We start from the raw sequence: 15,587 nt of genomic DNA on the forward strand, positions 1-15,587 counted from the left end.
GGCCAGGCTGCCCTGGGGCAGCTGCATGGTCAGGCAGTGCAGGCTGCCGTGCTGGCGGATTACGCTCAGGCAGTCGATGGGAATGATATCGCGCCCCGGGAAGGCGCCGGCCAGGGCGGTGAGGGCCCGGGTGTCGGCCGCGTCGCCGTAGGTGGGCACCAGCACCGCACCGTTGATGATCAGGAAGTTGGCGTAGGTGGCCGGCAGGCGGTGACCGTCCACCGGGTCGAAGCAGGGGCGCGGCCAGGGCAGCGGCACCAGGCGGTAGGGCTCGCCGTCGCGGCGGCGCAGCGCCTTGAGCTCCGCCTCCATGGCGGCCAGCGCCGGGTAGTGGGGGTCGGCCTCGTCGTCGCAGTGCACGTAGGCGATGGTGGCGGGGTCGCAGAAGCGCGCCAGGGTATCCACGTGGCTGTCGGTGTCATCCCCCTCAAGATGGCCATGGGCCAGCCACAGCACCCGGGTCACCCCGAAGTCCTCGTGGAGCCAGTCCTCCACCGCCTGGCGGTCCAGGCCGGGGTTGCGGTTGGGGTTGAGCAGGCAGGCCTCGGTGGTGAGCAGTGTGCCGGCGCCGTCGCTCTCCAGGGCGCCGCCCTCCAGCACCAGACCGCGCTCGCTCACCGGGCAGGCATAGATGCCGGCCTGAGCCAGGCGGCGGGTCAGGGTGTTGTCCCGAGCGGCGGGGAACTTGCCGCCCCAGCCGGTAAAGAGGTAGTCGTGCAGGCGCAGCTCGCCGTTCTCCTCCACCGCCAGCGGGCCGTGGTCCCGGGTCCAGGTGTCGTCGGACGTTGCCACCACCAGGAGCAGGCGCTCGTCCGGCACGCCCAGCGCGGCGAAACGGCCGGCCAGATGGGTGCGGGTGGCAGTGTCGGGCACGCTGACCAGTACGTCCTGATAGCGGGCGATGGCGACCACCATGGCCTCCAGGGTGGCCTCGATGCGCTCCAGTAGCGGCGCCCAGTCGCTCTCGGGGGCGGGCCAGGTAAGCTGGACGGCATCCTGGGGATGCCATTCGGGAAGCAGGCGTTTGGCCATGGTCGGTGAAAGCCCCGCTGGGATCGGTGGGTCAGGTCGCGAATGTAGGCATCAACGGGCAACGATGCAAGTGGCGCCGGGGCGAGGATCGGCTTCGGCCGGAGACAGGCGTCGATGATATTCTTGGTTTATCGCGGCTTGTTGAGTCGCTGATGGTCCATCCGATCTTTCGAGGAGCCCCATGCGCCAGTTGACCCGCTCCCTCTTGCCCTTCGCCCCGTGGCTGCTGCCAGGTGGCTGCGCTGCTGTGATCGCCTGCCGTGGACGCGGCCGCATCGAGGCCGCACGATGAAACGACTCGCCTCCGGGCTGGCCGGGCGCCACGTCATCATGCTGCTGCTGGCACTGCTGGTGGCGCTCTTCCTCGGCGGCATGTGGCTGCTCTCCGACCTGAATCTGCGCATCGCCGAAACCTCATTGGCCGAGCTGCGCGAGCACCAGATCCACGAGACCTTCCAGGCCAACCTGGAGCGCATCGACGCCCACCATCTGCGCATGGAGCAGAATACCCAGGACCTGGCCCGGGTGGGCCAGCTGCTCATCGAACTGGGCGGTGGGCCCGCGGCGGCCGAGGAGGCCCTGCGTCAGGCACTGGCTGACTTTCCCGATGCCCGGGGGGTGACCCTGTGGCTCGACGCCGCCACGCCGCCGGTGGGCATCTACGCCTGGCGGCAGGGTGCTGAAATGCGGGTCGCTCCCCTTGTGTCGGGCTGGGCCGAAGGCGACTGGCTGGCCAGACGGCTCGACGCCTGGCGCGAGGGGGCGCCGGCACTGCACTGGACCGCCGCCTACTTCAAGGCGCGCATCGACGACATGGTGATCAGCGCCAGCGCTCCGGTGCGTGACGCCGACGAACGCGTGCTCGGCATGGCGGCCAGCGACTGGGTGGCCGGCGATATCATCGACCTGATCAGCGATGTACAGGTGACGCCGAGCGCCTTCTCCTTTCTGGTGGACCGCGAGTACCGCAACCTCACGAGCCTGGCGCGGGCCGAGGATCAGGCACGCGCCCAGCCGCTGATCGAGGCGGTCATCGACCAGTCCCTGGATCGCGAGGCCGGCGCCGCGATGGCGCTGAGTCCCCTGACCCTGGCGGGGGAGCCCTGGATGCTACTGCACGCCACCACCCGCGCAGGCATGGTCTTCGGCATCGGCGCGCCCCAGGCCGAGATCGATGCGGTACTCACCCCGATGCGCCAGGCCAACCTGCGCATCATGGCGACGGTGGGGGCGGGGGTGCTGCTCTTGGCGCTGATCATCCTGCTGCTGGTGGCCGGCATGCTGCGCCAGCTGCGCACCCTCTATACCGATCCCCTGACCGGCCTGCCCAACCGTGCTCGTCTGCTGGCCGACCTGGAGGGGCACAAGCCTGGCGCTCTGGTGCTGGTCAACGTCGATGGCTTCAAGCAGTTCAATGGCGTCTTCGGCCAGCCCTGTGGCGATCAGGTGATCCGCCACCTGGCGGCTCGCCTCGCCGACGCATTGGAGGGGCCGGTGTGGCGTGGCAGTCGGCTCTACCGCATGCCCGCCGACGAGCAGGCAATCTGGTTGCCGGGCCGGCTCTCTCAGACGGAGCTGGAACAGCGCCTCGCGACGCTGCAGGCGGCGGTGGGCAGCTCTCGGCTGACGTGGCGAGGGCAGGAGCTCGCGCTGCATGCCACCCTGGGACTGGCCGCCACCTGGCAGCTTGAGGAGGAGAGCCGCGAGGCGTTGATCTCCGCGGCCGGGATGGCCCTGCGCCAGGCCCGCGAGCAGCAGCTGGGCAGCCGCATCCATGACCCCGGTATGGGAGTTCGGCAGGGCTACGAGCAGAACCTGGCCTGGGCCAACCGCCTCACCGCCGCCCTCGATGATGGGCGGATCGTCGCCTACTTCCAGCCGATCCTCGAGCTTGCCAGCGGCCGGATCACCAAGCACGAGTGCCTGATACGACTGATCGATGAGCGGGGCGAGACGATGAACCCCGGCCAGTTTCTGGAGGTGTCGCGGCGCAGCCGGCTGCACCGGCGGTTGACCCTGGCCATGCTCGAGTGCTGTCTGGCGGCGATGGCCGACAGCGACCAGGCCTTCTCCCTCAACCTCTCCGCCGAGGACCTGGTGGACCCCGAGGTGTGTGAACCGCTGCTCGCCCGGGTGGCAGCGAGCGGCCTGGGTAGCCGGCTGATCTTCGAGATCCTCGAATCCCACAGCATCGACAGCTATGCGGCGGTCAGCGATGCCATCGCGCGGGCCCGCGCCCTGGGGGTGCGCATCGCCATCGACGACTTCGGCACCGGTTACGCGAACTTCGAGCATCTGCTGCGCCTCGATGTGGACCTGCTCAAGATCGATGGCAGCCTGATTCGCCACTTGGACAGCGACCCCCAGGCCCTGACCCTGACCCGCGGTATCGTGCGCTTCGCCCGGGAACTGGGCATCGAGACGGTGGCGGAATTCGTGCATGGCCCCGAAGTGCTGGTGCGGGTGCGTGAACTGGGCATCGATCATGCCCAGGGGGCCTGTATCGGCATGCCCGTGGCGCAGCCGATGACCGAGCCTCGGCTGTGCTGAGCGACAGCTGTGCAAATGCGCGGCAAGGCGCCGCCGCCCCGATGCAGCGGCGTCAAAAAAGCCTTACCATGGGCGCCCGCTGACAAGGAACGCCACCATGCTCGACCGTCTGCCATTCCTGATCGGGCTGCGCTACGTGCGCGCCAAGCGCCGCAACCACTTCATCTCCTTCATCTCGCTGACCTCCATGCTGGGCCTGATGCTGGGCGTTGCGGTGCTGATCCTGGTCCTCTCGGTGATGAACGGCTTCGACCACGAGCTGCGCACTCGCATCCTCGGCATGGTGCCCCACACCAAGGTCGAGTCGCGCACCGGCATGGTGGAGTGGGAATCCCTGGCCGCCCGGCTGATGGAGCGCGAGCGGGTGATCGGCGCCGCGCCCTACGTGGAGCAGCAGGGCATGTTCTCGGTGGGCGGCCGCAACGAGGGCGCCATGGTCAACGGCATCCACCCCGAATGGGAGGATCGCGTCTCGATCATCGGCCGCCACATGCAGCAGGGCACTCTGAATGATCTGCAGCCCGGCGAGTGGAACATCGTGCTGGGTTCCATCCTGGCCCGTCGGCTGGGAGTCGGCGTCGGTGACACCGTGACCCTGCTGGTGCCCGAGGCCTCGATCACCCCGGCCGGGGTCTTCCCGCGGCTCAAGCGGTTCACGGTGAGCGGGGTGTTCAGCGTCGGCGCCGACCTCGACGCCGCCCTGGCCTACGCCAATATCGAGGACATGCAGACCCTCGCCCGGCTCGGTGACGCCGTGGGTGGCCTGCGCCTGGAGCTCGATGACCTCTTCGCCGCCAGTGCGGAGACAAGCAGCATCGTCAACGAGCTCGGGCCGGGCTACCGTGGCACCGACTGGACCTTCTCCCACGGCAACCTCTTCCAGGCGATCCAGATGGAGAAGCGCATGATCGGGCTTCTGCTGACGGTGATCATCGCCGTGGCCGCCTTCAATATCGTGTCGACCCTGGTAATGGTGGTCACCGACAAGCATGCCGATATCGCCATCCTGCGTACCATCGGCGCCACGCCACGCTCGATCATGGGCATCTTCATCGTTCAGGGGCTCGCCATCGGGGTGATCGGTATCCTGGTCGGGGTGGTGCTCGGGGTGCTGCTGGCGCTGACCATCTCCAATATCATCGACGGGGTCGAGAGCCTGTTCGGCATCCAGTTCCTCGATGCCGGGGTCTACTTCATCAGCAACCTGCCTTCGCGCCTCGACTGGACGGACGTGCGCGATATCGTCGCCGCGGCCCTGGTCCTGACCTTCCTTTCCACCCTCTATCCGGCCTGGCGGGCGGCCAGGGTCAAGCCGGCGGAGGTGCTGCGCTATGAGTGAGACGACCATGCAAGCCACAGCCGAGCAGGGCGCCCGCGCGGCGCTGGGAAGCGTCATGCTGGAGTGCCACGACCTGACCCGGGTCTACAGCGAGGGCCCCCAGGACATCACCGTGCTGGACGGCCTGGCGCTGATCGTCCACGCCGGCGAGCGGGTCGCCATCGTCGGCAGCTCCGGCTCCGGCAAGACCACCCTGCTCAACCTGCTGGGCGGCCTGGACCAGCCCACCCGGGGCGAGGTTCGCATCGCCGGCGAGTCGCTGCTGACGCTGGGTGACGCAGCCCTGGGCCGCTTTCGCAACCGGCATATCGGCTTCGTCTACCAGTTCCACCACCTGCTGGCCGAGTTCACCGCCCTGGAGAACGCCGCGCTGCCGTTGATCGTGCGTGGGCAACGCAAGAAGGTGGCCGAGGCCCGTGCACGGCAGCTGCTGGAGCGGGTCGGCATGGCCGAGCGTGCGGACCACAAGCCCGGGGAGCTCTCCGGCGGTGAGCGTCAGCGTGTGGCCATCGCCCGGGCCCTGGTCACCGATCCGAGCCTGGTGCTGATGGACGAGCCCACCGGCAACCTGGACCAGCACACCGCGTCGAGCATCCTGGCGCTGATGGATGAGCTGGCGCGCACCTCCGCCTGTGCCTTCGTGATCGTGACCCACGACCCGGCGCTGGCGGCCCACCAGGACCGGGTCATGCGCCTGGACGAGGGGCGTCTGACCGAGCAGCCGCGGGGTCCGGCGGTGGACTGAGCCCAGCCCACCGCGAGACGATATCACCCGGTAACAGCCAACGGCCGGCCCCCTTGGGGCCGGCCGTTGGCGTAGGTGAGGCAGGGCTATAGCGGGTCCTCCTTGCAGGGCCTCCTGCGACGCCGACGGGCCTTCCAGCTGCGCGAGACCTGCCAGCGCCAGATCAGCCGGATCACCAGATTGCCGAGCAGCGCCAGGACGATGGCGGTGACCACGGAGCCCACCGCCAGAGCGGGCAGGATATCGGCCATCTGCTCGGCGATCCAGCGGGTGGAGAGGCGGTCCGGGACCTCCCGGGCCGGGGTGTTCATCAGCCAGGCCCCGAGACGGTAGTTGGCGTAGAAGATCAGCGGCATGGTCAGCGGGTTGGTGATCCACACCAGGCCCACGGAGAGCGGCAGATTGGCTCGCGCCAGCCAGGCGCCCAGGGCGGCCACCATCATCTGGAAGGGGATCGGCAACATGGCGCTGAACAGGCCCACCGAGAAGGCGTTGGCCACGCTTCGTCGGCTCAGCACCCACAGGGCGGGGTTGCCGATGAGATGACTCATGAAACGCAGCGAGCGCTGGCGCCTGAGTGTCTCGGGGTGGGGCATGTAGCGCTGTAGGAAGCGGCGCAGCATGTCGTCGGGCTCGCGGCATCGTGACGCCAGCTATTATCCATGCAAGGGCCTGCCTTTGCCATGACGGCGCTTCCACGCAGGGCGCCGTGCGCGGGCAGACATGCATCCACCCGGAGCAAGGGAATGCGACCAGGAATGGCAGTTCTCCTGGCCCTGGCCGTGCTCGGTGGCCTGGGGTTGGGCAGTCGACCTCCGCCGGGGCTGCTCGAGGGACTGGGGCTTTTCGCCCTGCTGGTGCTGGCACGGCGGCAACCGGCCGGCTGGCTGCCCCTGGCGGCGCTGGTCGGGGTGACCGTCGGCCTGCTGCTGGTCCGCGGCGCCGGCCTGCCCGAGGGGTTGATCCGCGAGGATCTCGCCGTGGAGGGGCGACTGGTGGCGATCGCCGAGGAGGAGCGGCTGACCCGCCTCACCCTGGAGGTGACGGCGTGCCGTCCTCTCGCCGAGGGGCGCCCCGACTGCGACCGCCTGCGGCGGGTGCGCCTGAGTGCCTTCGAGGCGCCCCCCATGCAGCCAGGCGAACGCTGGGCGCTGACCGTTCGCCTGCGCCCGCCGGCGGGGTTCGCCAATCCCCACACCTTCGACTATGAGGCCTGGCTGTGGCGCGAGGGCATCCAGGCCACTGGCTATGTGCGTCGTGAACCGCCGTCGCGGCGGCTGGCCGAGTCCACCCCCGGGCTGCGCGCGCGGGCCCTTTCCCATCTGGAGGGCCGGATGCTGCCGCCTCGCGCCGAGCGCTGGCTGGCGGCGCTGACCCTGGGCGCCGGCGATCGGCTGACCGCCGAGGACTGGGCGTTGCTCAACGCCAGCGGCACTACCCACCTGATGGTGATCTCCGGCCTCCACGTGGGGCTGGTGGCAGGCTTCGCCCTGCTGCTGGGTCGCGGGGCGGCCAGGCTGGCGACCCCGGGGCGCTGGCGCCTGGCGGTGTGGCCCTGGTGGCTGGCCGGCGCCGCGGCGGCGGGTTATGCGACCCTCTCGGGGCTGGAACCGCCGGCGCTGCGCGCCCTGGTGATGGCGCTGGTGGGGCTCTGGGTCGCCAGCGGGCGTCACGCACCGGGTCCCTGGCAGGGCTGGTGGCTGGCCCTGGCCGTGGTGCTGGCGATAGACCCGCTGAGTGCCTGGCGACCGGGGCTGTGGCTCTCCTTCCTGGCGGTGGCGCTGCTGATCCTGGCCTGGCAGGGTCGGCCTCGTCCCCGCGGCGTGCGCGGCTGGCTGTGGGCTCTAGTCCGAACCCAGCTGCTGCTGGCGCCAGTGATGGCGGCGGCGGTGCTGCTCGCCTTCGCCCGCCTGGCTCCGGCGGCGCCGCTGGTCAACCTGGTGGCGGTACCTGTCGTCAGCAGCTTGCTGGTGCCGCTGGGACTGCTCGGCTGGCTGCTCGCTCCCTTGCCGCCGCTCTCGGCGCTGTGCTGGTGGCTGTTCGACCGGCTGGCGGAGGTGCTGGCCCGTTGGCTGGAGGCGGCGGTGGCCTGGGTGCCGCTGTGGCTCCCCGAACCCGCCCTGGTGACACCCCTGGCCCTCTGCCTGGGTCTGGTGGCACTGCTCTGGGTGCTGCCCGGGCTGGTAGGGCCGCTGCGTGCCGCGGGCAGCCTGGCGCTGGCCGCGGTGGCGCTGACCCTTGCGCCCTCGGGTATCCCCCATGGCCAGTTGGAGGTGCGCGTGCTGGACGTGGGCCAGGGGCAGCTGGTGGAGCTGCGCACCGCCGGCTATCGGGTGCTCTATGATGCTGGGCCGCGCTTCGCCTCTGGGTTTGCACCGGTCAGCGTGCTTTGGCCGCCGGGCCAGCACTTCGATGAGGTGATCGTCAGCCACGACGACATCGACCATGCTGGCGGAGTGGCGGTGCTCGCGGAGCGACATCGGGTGGGACGCTTCCTGGCGCCGCCCGGCGAAGAGATCGGCGTGCCCTTCTCCCCCTGTCGACGCGGGGACAGCTGGGAGCATGACGGCGTGCGGTTCCGTTTCCTGTGGCCGCCCGCGGAGACCTCCGCGCTCTCCAGCAATGACCGCTCCTGCGTGCTGGAGGCGAGCGTGGGCGAACAGCGGTTGCTGATCACCGGCGACGTGGGGCGCCAGGTGGAGCGCGCCTTCCTGCTCGAGGCCGAGGCGCCGGTGACCCTGCTGGTGGCCGGCCACCACGGCAGCCAGACCAGCTCCGGGCCTCAGCTGGTACAGTGGCTCACGCCGCGCCAGGTGGTCTACGGTGCCGGTCGGCACAACGCCTTCGGCCATCCCCATGATGAGGTGGTGCGACGCTTCCGGGCGGCGGGCAGCTGCCAGTGGAGCACGGCGCTGGATGGCGCGCTGACCTTCCGGCTCGGAGGCGAGGCGGGGAGAGCCGTCGAGAGCACGCGGCGACAGCCCTGGCGGTGGGGCGGTGTCGGAGCCGACTGCCATGCGTTAGAATCGCCCTGAGATCGGGAACACGTATCACTGGGCATCTTCGAGGGGAAGCGCATGGACATGATGGAGGCCCTGGTTGCCGGGGGCTGGCTGATGCTGCCGCTGCTCGGCTGCTCGCTGCTGGCCACGGTGATCATCATCGAACGCCTCTGGACCCTGCGCGCAGGGCGCATCGCTCCTCGAGGGCTCGGCCAGGAGGTCTGCACCCTGGTGGCCCGCGGCCAGATCAACCTCTACTGGCTGGAGAGCCACTCGCCGCTGGGCGGGGTGCTGGCCGCGGGGATGCGCAACGCCCGGCTCGGCCATGAACAGGTGCGGGCTCGGCTCCAGGAGGCGGGTACGGCGGTAATCCACGACATGGAGCGCTTCCTCAGCCCGCTGGGCACCATTGCCGCCATCGCCCCGCTGATCGGCCTGCTGGGCACCGTGGTGGGCATGATCGAGGTCTTCTCGGTGATCGTCGCCGGCGACGGCACCAGCCGCACCGCCGACCTGGCCGGCGGCATCTCCCGCGCCCTGGTCACCACGGCGGCGGGTCTGACCGTGGCGATCCCGGCCCTGATGTTCCATCGCTACTTCCTGCGCCGGATCGAGGACATCACTCTGCGCATGGAGGAGCAGTCGGGCCAGGTGGTGGAGTTTCTCGCCCACTTCGGCGGCGAGCTGACCCTGGCCGAACGCCACGAGGTCACCGGGGAGGAGGAGCGCCTCGAGGCTGACGGGCGGATGGCGCCCCGGGTGATGCGCCCGTGAGGTTTGCGCGTACCCGCCGCGACCCGGTGGAGGTCAACCTCACGCCGCTCATCGACGTGGTGTTCCTGCTGCTGATCTTCTTCATGGTCTCCACCACCTTCGAGACCCGCCAGGCGCTGGAGCTCGAACTGCCCGAGACGAGCAGCGGGGCAGCTGCCGAAGTCTCGCCGGTCACGGTGGTGGTCACCGCGGCGGATGTCTACCGGCTCGGCGAGCGCGAGCTGTCCCCGGCCGAGCTCCCCGCGGCGCTGGCCGCCGATGCCGAGGAGGCTCGTGAGCACGGCCTGGTGGTGGAGGCCGACGGCCGCGCCAGCCACGCCGCCGTGGTGCGCGTGCTCGACCAGGCCGGCCTGCAGGGTATCCAGCGGGTGCGCATCGCCACTACCGATAGCCGCCCCGGTAATACCTCGCCGAGCGAGACCATTTCCCCACAAGCGGAGACGCCGTGAACCCGGACGGGACCCCCCAGCACTCGGGCTGGACGCTCTACAAGCGCCTGCTGAGCTATGTGCGCCCCCACTGGCGCTCCTTCGCCCTGGCCATCGTCGGCTATGTCATCTATGCCGCTTCCAGCACGGCCCTGGCCGAGATGATGAAGCGGCTGATCGATGGCATCCAGGACCCCGATGCCGGCTTCCGGCTCTTCCTGCCGCTGTTCGTGGTGGGAATGTTCGCTGCCCGGGGGCTCGGCACCTTCCTCGGCACCTACTTCATGAGCAACGTGGCGCGCAACGTGGTTCATGCCCTGCGCTGCAACGTCTTCGACCACATGCTGCACCTGCCGGGGCGCTTCTTCGACAGCCACTCCAGCGGCCACCTGATATCGCGGGTCACCTACCACGTGGAGCAGGTGACGGGCGCGGCCACCAAGGCGCTGACCATCCTGCTGCGCGAGGGGTTGTTCGTCATCGGCCTGGTGAGCTATCTGCTGTGGACCAACTGGATGCTGACCCTACTGTTCCTGACGGTGACACCGCTGATCGGCGGCGTGGTCAGCTACGCCAGCAAGCGCTTCCGGCGCATCTCGGCGCGTATCCAGGCTTCCATGGGCGACGTCACCCATGTGGCCTCCGAGGCGCTCTCCGGCTACCGGGTGGTGCGCACCCATGGCGCCGAGTCCTTCGAGAAGGCCCGCTTCGCGGCGGCCAGCGAGTACAACCGCCAGCAGAGCATGAAGGAGGCGCTGACCAAGGCGGTCAGCACGCCGATCATCCAGCTGCTGGTGGCCCTGGCCCTGGCGGTGCTGGTGTGGCTGGCGATGTCGCCGGCGCTGATGGACAACATGACCGCCGGCGAGTTCGTGGCCTTCATCACCGCCGCCTCGCTGATGGCCAAGCCGGTGCGCCAGCTCACCGAGATCAACAGCGAGATCCAGAAGGGGCTGGCCGCCGCCGCCGAGCTGTTCGGCCTGCTGGAGGTGCCCGCCGAGCGGGACGAGGGCCGCCATGAGGCCGAGCGTCTCGAGGGACGGGTACGTCTCGAGGGCGTGCATTTCCGCTATGGAGAGGACCAGCCCGAGGTGCTCAAGGGGATCGACCTGGAGGTCGCCCCGGGGGAGATGATCGCCATCGTCGGCCGTTCGGGCAGCGGCAAGTCGACCCTGGTGGGTCTGCTGCCACGCTTCTACCGGCCCACCGAGGGGCGGGTGCTGGTCGATGACGTGCCCCTGGACGACTATCGCCTGGCGCCGCTGCGACGTCAGATCGCCCTGGTCTCCCAGCAGGTGACCCTGTTCAACGCCAGCATCGCCGACAACATCGCCTACGGGGTGCCGGATGCCGAGCCTGCAGCCATCGAGGCCGCCGCACGGGCCGCCCACGCCCACGAGTTCATCGAACGCCTGCCCGGCGGCTACGCCACCGTGGTGGGCGACAATGGCGTGATGCTCTCCGGCGGCCAGCGTCAGCGCCTGGCCATCGCCCGCGCCATCTTCAAGGACGCGCCGCTCTTGATCCTTGATGAGGCCACCTCGGCGCTGGATACCGAATCCGAGCGCCATATCCAGGCGGCCCTGGAGGAGGTCTGCAAGGGGCGTACCACCCTGGTGATCGCCCATCGCCTCTCCACCATCGAGCGTGCCGACCGCATCCTGGTGATGGAGCAGGGCGAGGTGATCGAGCAGGGCAGCCACGCCGAACTGATCGGCCGTGACGGCGCCTATGCGGCCCTGCATCGCCTGCAGTTCCAGGAAGCGGACTCGGCATGAGGGGGGCGGGGGAGCGCTGGCTGGCGGCGGCCTATCAAGGCTCGCCCTGGCTCGCCCTGCTGCGCCCCTTGGAGGGGCTCTACCGCGTTTCGGTGGCGCGCCGCGCCGCCGCCTTCGCCGAGGGGCGCCGCACGGCGTGGCGGGCGCCTGTGCCGGTGATCGTGGTGGGCAACCTGACCCTGGGTGGCACCGGCAAGTCGCCGCTGGTGGCCTGGCTGGTGCGCCATCTCGTCGAGCGCGGCTGGCGCCCGGGCATCCTCTCTCGCGGCTATGGCGGGAAGAGCGACGCTTATCCGCTGCTGGTCGAGGACCAGACGCCGGCGGCCCAGTGCGGCGACGAGCCGCGCATGCTGGCCGACCAGAGCGGCGTGCCGGTGGTGGTGGATCCGAACCGCCCCCGCGGGGCGCGAAGGCTGCTCGCGGCGGGCTGCGATATCCTGGTCAGCGACGATGGTCTGCAGCACCTGGCCCTGGGGCGCGATCTCGAGGTGGTGGTGGTGGATGGCGCGCGGGGCTTCGGCAACGGACGCTGCCTGCCGGCCGGCCCCCTGCGCGAGCCGCTCTCGCGCCTGGCCAGCGTCGATGCGGTCGTGATCAATGGAGTGATGGTCAACGGCGAGCCGCGCTTTGCGCCGCCGGCCGGCGCCTTCATCATGAAACTCGCGCCGGTGGGCTGGCGCCGGCTGGATGATGGCGAGCGACTGCCCCTGGCGCCGCTGCCGTTCTCCATGCCGGTACACGCCGTGGCCGGCATCGGCCGGCCGGCGCGCTTCTTCGAGACCCTGGCGGGTCTCGGCGTCGAGGCGTCGGCCCACCCCTTCGGCGACCACCACGCCTATCGCGCCGAGGAGCTCGCCTTCGGCGATGGTCGCCCGCTGGTGATGACCGCCAAGGACGCCGTGAAGTGCCGCGACCTGGCGCCCTCCGACAGCTGGGTGCTGGAGGTGGAGGCCAGCCCTGACCCCGCCTTCGTCGGCTGGCTTGAGGAACGGCTGGCCGCCCTGGCCGCCGCGGCGCCCGACATGAATTCGCGAGCCGGCAGTGCGCCGGCTCACCATCAGGAGTGAGGTGAACACGATGGACAAGGAACTGCTGGCCATGCTGGTCTGCCCGCTGTGCAAGGGCAAGCTCAAGTACCAGCGCGAGGCCGAGGAGCTGCACTGCCTCTATGATGGCCTGGCCTATCCGGTGCGCGACGGGATTCCGGTGATGTTGCCCGAGGAGGCACGAGCGCTCTCCGCCGACGAGAAGCTGCGCGCTTCCCCCGGACGCACGGGGGAGGCGTGATGGCCGAGCGGGAGTTCATCGCCGTCATCCCGGCGCGCTTTGCCTCCTCGCGGCTGCCCGGCAAGCCACTGGCCCAGATCGCCGGCCGGCCCATGGTGGCCCATGTCTGGCGGCGTGCCTGCGAGAGCCGGGCCGTGCGGGTGGTGGTGGCCACCGACGATCCCCGCATCGAGCAGGCCATGCTGGCCGAGGGCGCCGAGGTGCTGATGACCCGCGCCGACCACCCCTCCGGCACCGATCGCCTGGCCGAGGTGGCCGAGCGGCTGGGCCTGGCCGATGACGCCGTGCTGGTCAATGTCCAGGGCGACGAGCCGTTGATCCCGGCGACGCTGATCGACCAGGTGGCGGACCGGCTCTTCGACGACCCGGAGGCCTCCATCGCCACCCTGGCCGAGCCGATCAGCGACGTGGAGAGCCTCTTCAACCCCAATGTGGTGAAGGTGGTGCGCGCCCTCTCCGGGCGTGCGCTCTACTTCTCCCGGGCGCCCATCCCCTGGGACCGTGACGCCTTTGCCTTCCGCCCCGAGCTGCTCGAGACCGACGCCTGGCTGCGCCACATCGGCCTCTACGCCTATCGCGCGGGCTTCCTGGGGGAGTATCGCGACTGGGCCCCCTCGCCCCTGGAGCAGCTCGAGCAGCTCGAGCAGCTGCGTGCGCTCCATCACGGCCATGCCATTCAGGTGGCCCTGGTCCGGGAGCCCCATCCCGCCGGTGTCGATACCGCCGAGGACCTGGCCCGGGTGCGGGCCCTGCTGGACGCCGTCGAGCGCCGGGGAGGGGAGTGATGCGCGTACTCTTCGTCTGCCTGGGCAATATCTGTCGCTCGCCCACCGCCGAGGGAGTGTTCCGCCGGCTGCTCGACGAGCGCGGCCTGGCTCACCGGGTCGAGGTGGACTCCTGCGGCATCGGCGACTGGCACGTCGGCAAGGCGCCGGATCCGCGCACCCGCGAGGTCGCCGCCCGTCGCGGCATCGACCTCTCGACGCTGCGTGCCCGTCAGCTGCATGAAGAAGACTTCGACGCCTTCGACTATCTGCTGGCCATGGACCACGACAACCTGGCGGCCATGCAGGCCCGGGCCCCCGCGAACCTCGACGCCCATCTCGGGCTCTTCCTCGCCTTCGCCGGCATGCCGGATCGCGCCGTGCCCGACCCCTACTACGGCGGCGAGCGGGGTTTCGAGGAGGTGCTCGACCTGGTGGAGCAGGGGGCTCGTGGCCTGCTGGCAGAGATCGAGGCGCGGCTGGAGCGCCGCCCTTGAGTCCGTCGCCTTACCCGGCAGCCGACCTGACGTCGGCGAACACCCTGGGCCTGCCCTGCACGGCGGCGCATTTCGCGGCGCCCGCAAGCCTGGCCGAGCTGCAGGCGGCCCTGGTTGAGGCGCGCGCCCGGGACTGGCCGCTGACCCTGCTCGGCGGCGGCAGCAACCTGATCCTGCCCGAGCGCCTGCCTGGGCTGGTTATCCGGCCGGCCATGGCGGCCTGGTGGCTCGAGGAGGGCGAGGACGACTCGGTCCAGATCCATGCCGAGGCCGGCGTGGTCTGGCACGAGCTGGTGATGGCCCTGGCCCGCCGCGGCCTCTGGGGCACCGAGAACCTGGCGCTGATTCCAGGGCACTGCGGCGCGGCGCCGATCCAGAATATCGGCGCCTATGGGGTCGAGCTCCGCGAGGTACTGGAGGCGCTGCAGGTGGTGGATCTGGCGGATGGCCGCGAGGCGTGGATGACGCCCCAGGAGTGCGCCTTCGGCTACCGTGAAAGCATCTTCAAGGGGCGTCTGGCGGGGCGGGTGGTGATCACCCGGCTGGTGATGCGTCTTTCGCGCACCGCACGGCCGCGCCTGGCATATGGCGATCTGGCCGGTCGGGTAGGGAAGGCCCCGACACCGCTGGCGGTGGCCGAGGCGGTGTGTGCCATTCGTCGCGAGAAACTGCCCGACCCGGCACTGCTCGGCAACGCCGGCAGCTTCTTCACGAATCCCGTGGTGGAGGCGGGCCTGGCCGAGCGGTTGCTGGCCGAGCACCCCGGGATGCCGCACTTTTCCCAGCCCGACGGGCGGGTCAAGCTGGCCGCCGGCTGGCTGATCGATCGCTGTGGCCTCAAGGGCCTGCGTGAAGGGCACTTCGGGGTGCATGAGCGCCAGGCGCTGGTGCTGGTGCACTTCGGCGGCGGCAGCGCCGGCGAACTGCTTGCCTTCGCCGACCGGGTGGCCAATACGGTGCGTGATCGCTTCGGCGTGACCCTGGAGCGGGAGCCCCGGCTTCCCGGCGAGCGATGAGCCAGGCCTGACAGCCTGACCCGAAACGACAGCGCCCGCAGCCATGGCTGCGGGCGCTGTCGCTTGAGGGGAGGAAAGCGGGGCCTCAGCCCTGCTTGCCCTCCTGGGCCTTGGCTTCCAGCTCACGACGGCGGATTTCCCGCGGGTCATTATGAGCGCGGCGGCGACGGCGGTTGGCACGGCGCTCCTCCGGCGTCTCCTCGGCCTTGGCGTCGGCCTTCGGCTCGGCGGCCTTGGGCGCTTCGGCCTTCGGTGCGTCGGGCTTGGGCTCGGTCGGCTTCGGCTCGGCGGGCTTCGGCGCCTCGGCCTTCGGCTCGGCGGGCTTCGGTGCCTCGGCCTTCGGCTCGGTCGGCTTCGGTGCCTCGGCCTTCGGCT

Annotated in this window: 15 protein-coding genes; 12 read left to right on the plus strand and 3 right to left on the minus strand. The window is 70.2% G+C overall.

What is annotated here, in order from left to right; all coding sequences use genetic code 11:
- The coding region (locus IBX53_RS10510) for an agmatine/peptidylarginine deiminase (RefSeq protein ID WP_290908912.1) at window positions 1-1,032 on the minus strand (1,032 nt) is incomplete at its 3' end.
- A gap of 288 nt (window positions 1,033-1,320) precedes the next feature.
- Here IBX53_RS10510 and IBX53_RS10515 point away from each other — a divergent pair.
- The 3 genes from IBX53_RS10515 (at window position 1,321) to IBX53_RS10525 (ending at window position 5,666) form a co-directional block, all read left to right on the plus strand.
- Window positions 1,321-3,582, plus strand: coding sequence for an EAL domain-containing protein (locus IBX53_RS10515; RefSeq protein WP_290908914.1), 2,262 nt, complete (start codon window positions 1,321-1,323; stop codon window positions 3,580-3,582).
- Between the two features lie 97 nt (window positions 3,583-3,679).
- The gene (locus IBX53_RS10520) at window positions 3,680-4,921 is read left to right on the plus strand and encodes a lipoprotein-releasing ABC transporter permease subunit (RefSeq protein WP_290908916.1); all 1,242 of its coding nucleotides are present in this window, start codon (window positions 3,680-3,682) and stop codon (window positions 4,919-4,921) included.
- A gap of 7 nt (window positions 4,922-4,928) precedes the next feature.
- A complete protein-coding gene (locus IBX53_RS10525; protein ID WP_290908918.1) occupies window positions 4,929-5,666 on the plus strand; it encodes an ABC transporter ATP-binding protein in 738 nt (245 codons plus the stop codon).
- 86 nt (window positions 5,667-5,752) lie between these two features.
- On the opposite strand, the gene IBX53_RS10530 is transcribed toward IBX53_RS10525, so the two are convergent.
- A complete protein-coding gene (locus IBX53_RS10530; protein ID WP_290908920.1) occupies window positions 5,753-6,289 on the minus strand; it encodes a DUF2062 domain-containing protein in 537 nt (178 codons plus the stop codon).
- A gap of 135 nt (window positions 6,290-6,424) precedes the next feature.
- Here IBX53_RS10530 and IBX53_RS10535 point away from each other — a divergent pair, with 135 nt between their 5' ends.
- From IBX53_RS10535 to murB, 9 genes are read left to right on the plus strand one after another with little or no spacing between them, the layout of a single operon-like run.
- Window positions 6,425-8,701, plus strand: a complete 2,277-nt coding sequence (locus IBX53_RS10535; protein ID WP_290908922.1) for a DNA internalization-related competence protein ComEC/Rec2 — start codon at window positions 6,425-6,427, stop codon at window positions 8,699-8,701.
- Window positions 8,702-8,743: 42 nt separating this feature from the next.
- Entirely contained in the window at window positions 8,744-9,442 is a 699-nt protein-coding gene (locus IBX53_RS10540) for a MotA/TolQ/ExbB proton channel family protein (RefSeq protein ID WP_290908924.1), read from the plus strand.
- Window positions 9,439-9,891, plus strand: a complete 453-nt coding sequence (locus tag IBX53_RS10545; RefSeq protein WP_290908927.1) for a biopolymer transporter ExbD — start codon at window positions 9,439-9,441, stop codon at window positions 9,889-9,891. Before IBX53_RS10540 ends, IBX53_RS10545 begins: the two co-directional genes overlap by 4 nt.
- Window positions 9,888-11,648 carry a lipid A export permease/ATP-binding protein MsbA gene (gene msbA, locus IBX53_RS10550; RefSeq protein ID WP_290908930.1) on the plus strand — a complete coding sequence of 587 codons (1,761 nt, stop codon included), beginning with the start codon at window positions 9,888-9,890 and terminating at the stop codon, window positions 11,646-11,648. The genes IBX53_RS10545 and msbA overlap by 4 nt, the downstream gene beginning before the upstream one ends.
- Entirely contained in the window at window positions 11,645-12,715 is a 1,071-nt protein-coding gene (gene lpxK / locus IBX53_RS10555) for a tetraacyldisaccharide 4'-kinase (RefSeq protein ID WP_290908932.1), read from the plus strand. The genes msbA and lpxK overlap by 4 nt, the downstream gene beginning before the upstream one ends.
- A 10-nt stretch (window positions 12,716-12,725) precedes the next feature.
- The gene (locus IBX53_RS10560; RefSeq protein ID WP_290908935.1) at window positions 12,726-12,935 is read left to right on the plus strand and encodes a Trm112 family protein; all 210 of its coding nucleotides are present in this window, start codon (window positions 12,726-12,728) and stop codon (window positions 12,933-12,935) included.
- Window positions 12,935-13,720, plus strand: a complete 786-nt coding sequence (gene kdsB, locus IBX53_RS10565) for a 3-deoxy-manno-octulosonate cytidylyltransferase (protein WP_290908938.1) — start codon at window positions 12,935-12,937, stop codon at window positions 13,718-13,720. The genes IBX53_RS10560 and kdsB overlap by 1 nt, the downstream gene beginning before the upstream one ends.
- Window positions 13,720-14,196, plus strand: a complete 477-nt coding sequence (locus IBX53_RS10570) for a low molecular weight protein-tyrosine-phosphatase (protein ID WP_290908940.1) — start codon at window positions 13,720-13,722, stop codon at window positions 14,194-14,196. The genes kdsB and IBX53_RS10570 overlap by 1 nt, the downstream gene beginning before the upstream one ends.
- Entirely contained in the window at window positions 14,193-15,212 is a 1,020-nt protein-coding gene (murB, locus tag IBX53_RS10575; protein WP_290908943.1) for a UDP-N-acetylmuramate dehydrogenase, read from the plus strand. Before IBX53_RS10570 ends, murB begins: the two co-directional genes overlap by 4 nt.
- An 85-nt stretch (window positions 15,213-15,297) precedes the next feature.
- On the opposite strand, the gene IBX53_RS10580 is transcribed toward murB, so the two are convergent.
- The coding region (locus IBX53_RS10580; RefSeq protein ID WP_290908945.1) for a hypothetical protein at window positions 15,298-15,587 on the minus strand (290 nt) is incomplete at its 5' end.

This window comes from Halomonas sp. (genome assembly GCF_014859505.1).
GTDB lineage: Bacteria > Pseudomonadota > Gammaproteobacteria > Pseudomonadales > Halomonadaceae > Halomonas.

Bases quoted from the DNA above. Each gene is read 5' to 3' on its own strand.
- IBX53_RS10515 (WP_290908914.1), top strand. From the start codon at position 1,321: ATGAAACGACTCGCCTCCGGGCTGGCCGGGCGCCACGTCATCATGCTG.
- IBX53_RS10520 (WP_290908916.1), top strand. From the start codon at position 3,680: ATGCTCGACCGTCTGCCATTCCTGATCGGGCTGCGCTACGTGCGCGCC.
- IBX53_RS10525 (WP_290908918.1), top strand. From the start codon at position 4,929: ATGCAAGCCACAGCCGAGCAGGGCGCCCGCGCGGCGCTGGGAAGCGTC.
- IBX53_RS10530 (WP_290908920.1), bottom strand. From the start codon at position 6,289: ATGCTGCGCCGCTTCCTACAGCGCTACATGCCCCACCCCGAGACACTC.
- IBX53_RS10535 (WP_290908922.1), top strand. From the start codon at position 6,425: ATGGCAGTTCTCCTGGCCCTGGCCGTGCTCGGTGGCCTGGGGTTGGGC.
- IBX53_RS10540 (WP_290908924.1), top strand. From the start codon at position 8,744: ATGGACATGATGGAGGCCCTGGTTGCCGGGGGCTGGCTGATGCTGCCG.
- lpxK (WP_290908932.1), top strand. From the start codon at position 11,645: ATGAGGGGGGCGGGGGAGCGCTGGCTGGCGGCGGCCTATCAAGGCTCG.
- IBX53_RS10560 (WP_290908935.1), top strand. From the start codon at position 12,726: ATGGACAAGGAACTGCTGGCCATGCTGGTCTGCCCGCTGTGCAAGGGC.
- kdsB (WP_290908938.1), top strand. From the start codon at position 12,935: ATGGCCGAGCGGGAGTTCATCGCCGTCATCCCGGCGCGCTTTGCCTCC.
- IBX53_RS10570 (WP_290908940.1), top strand. From the start codon at position 13,720: ATGCGCGTACTCTTCGTCTGCCTGGGCAATATCTGTCGCTCGCCCACC.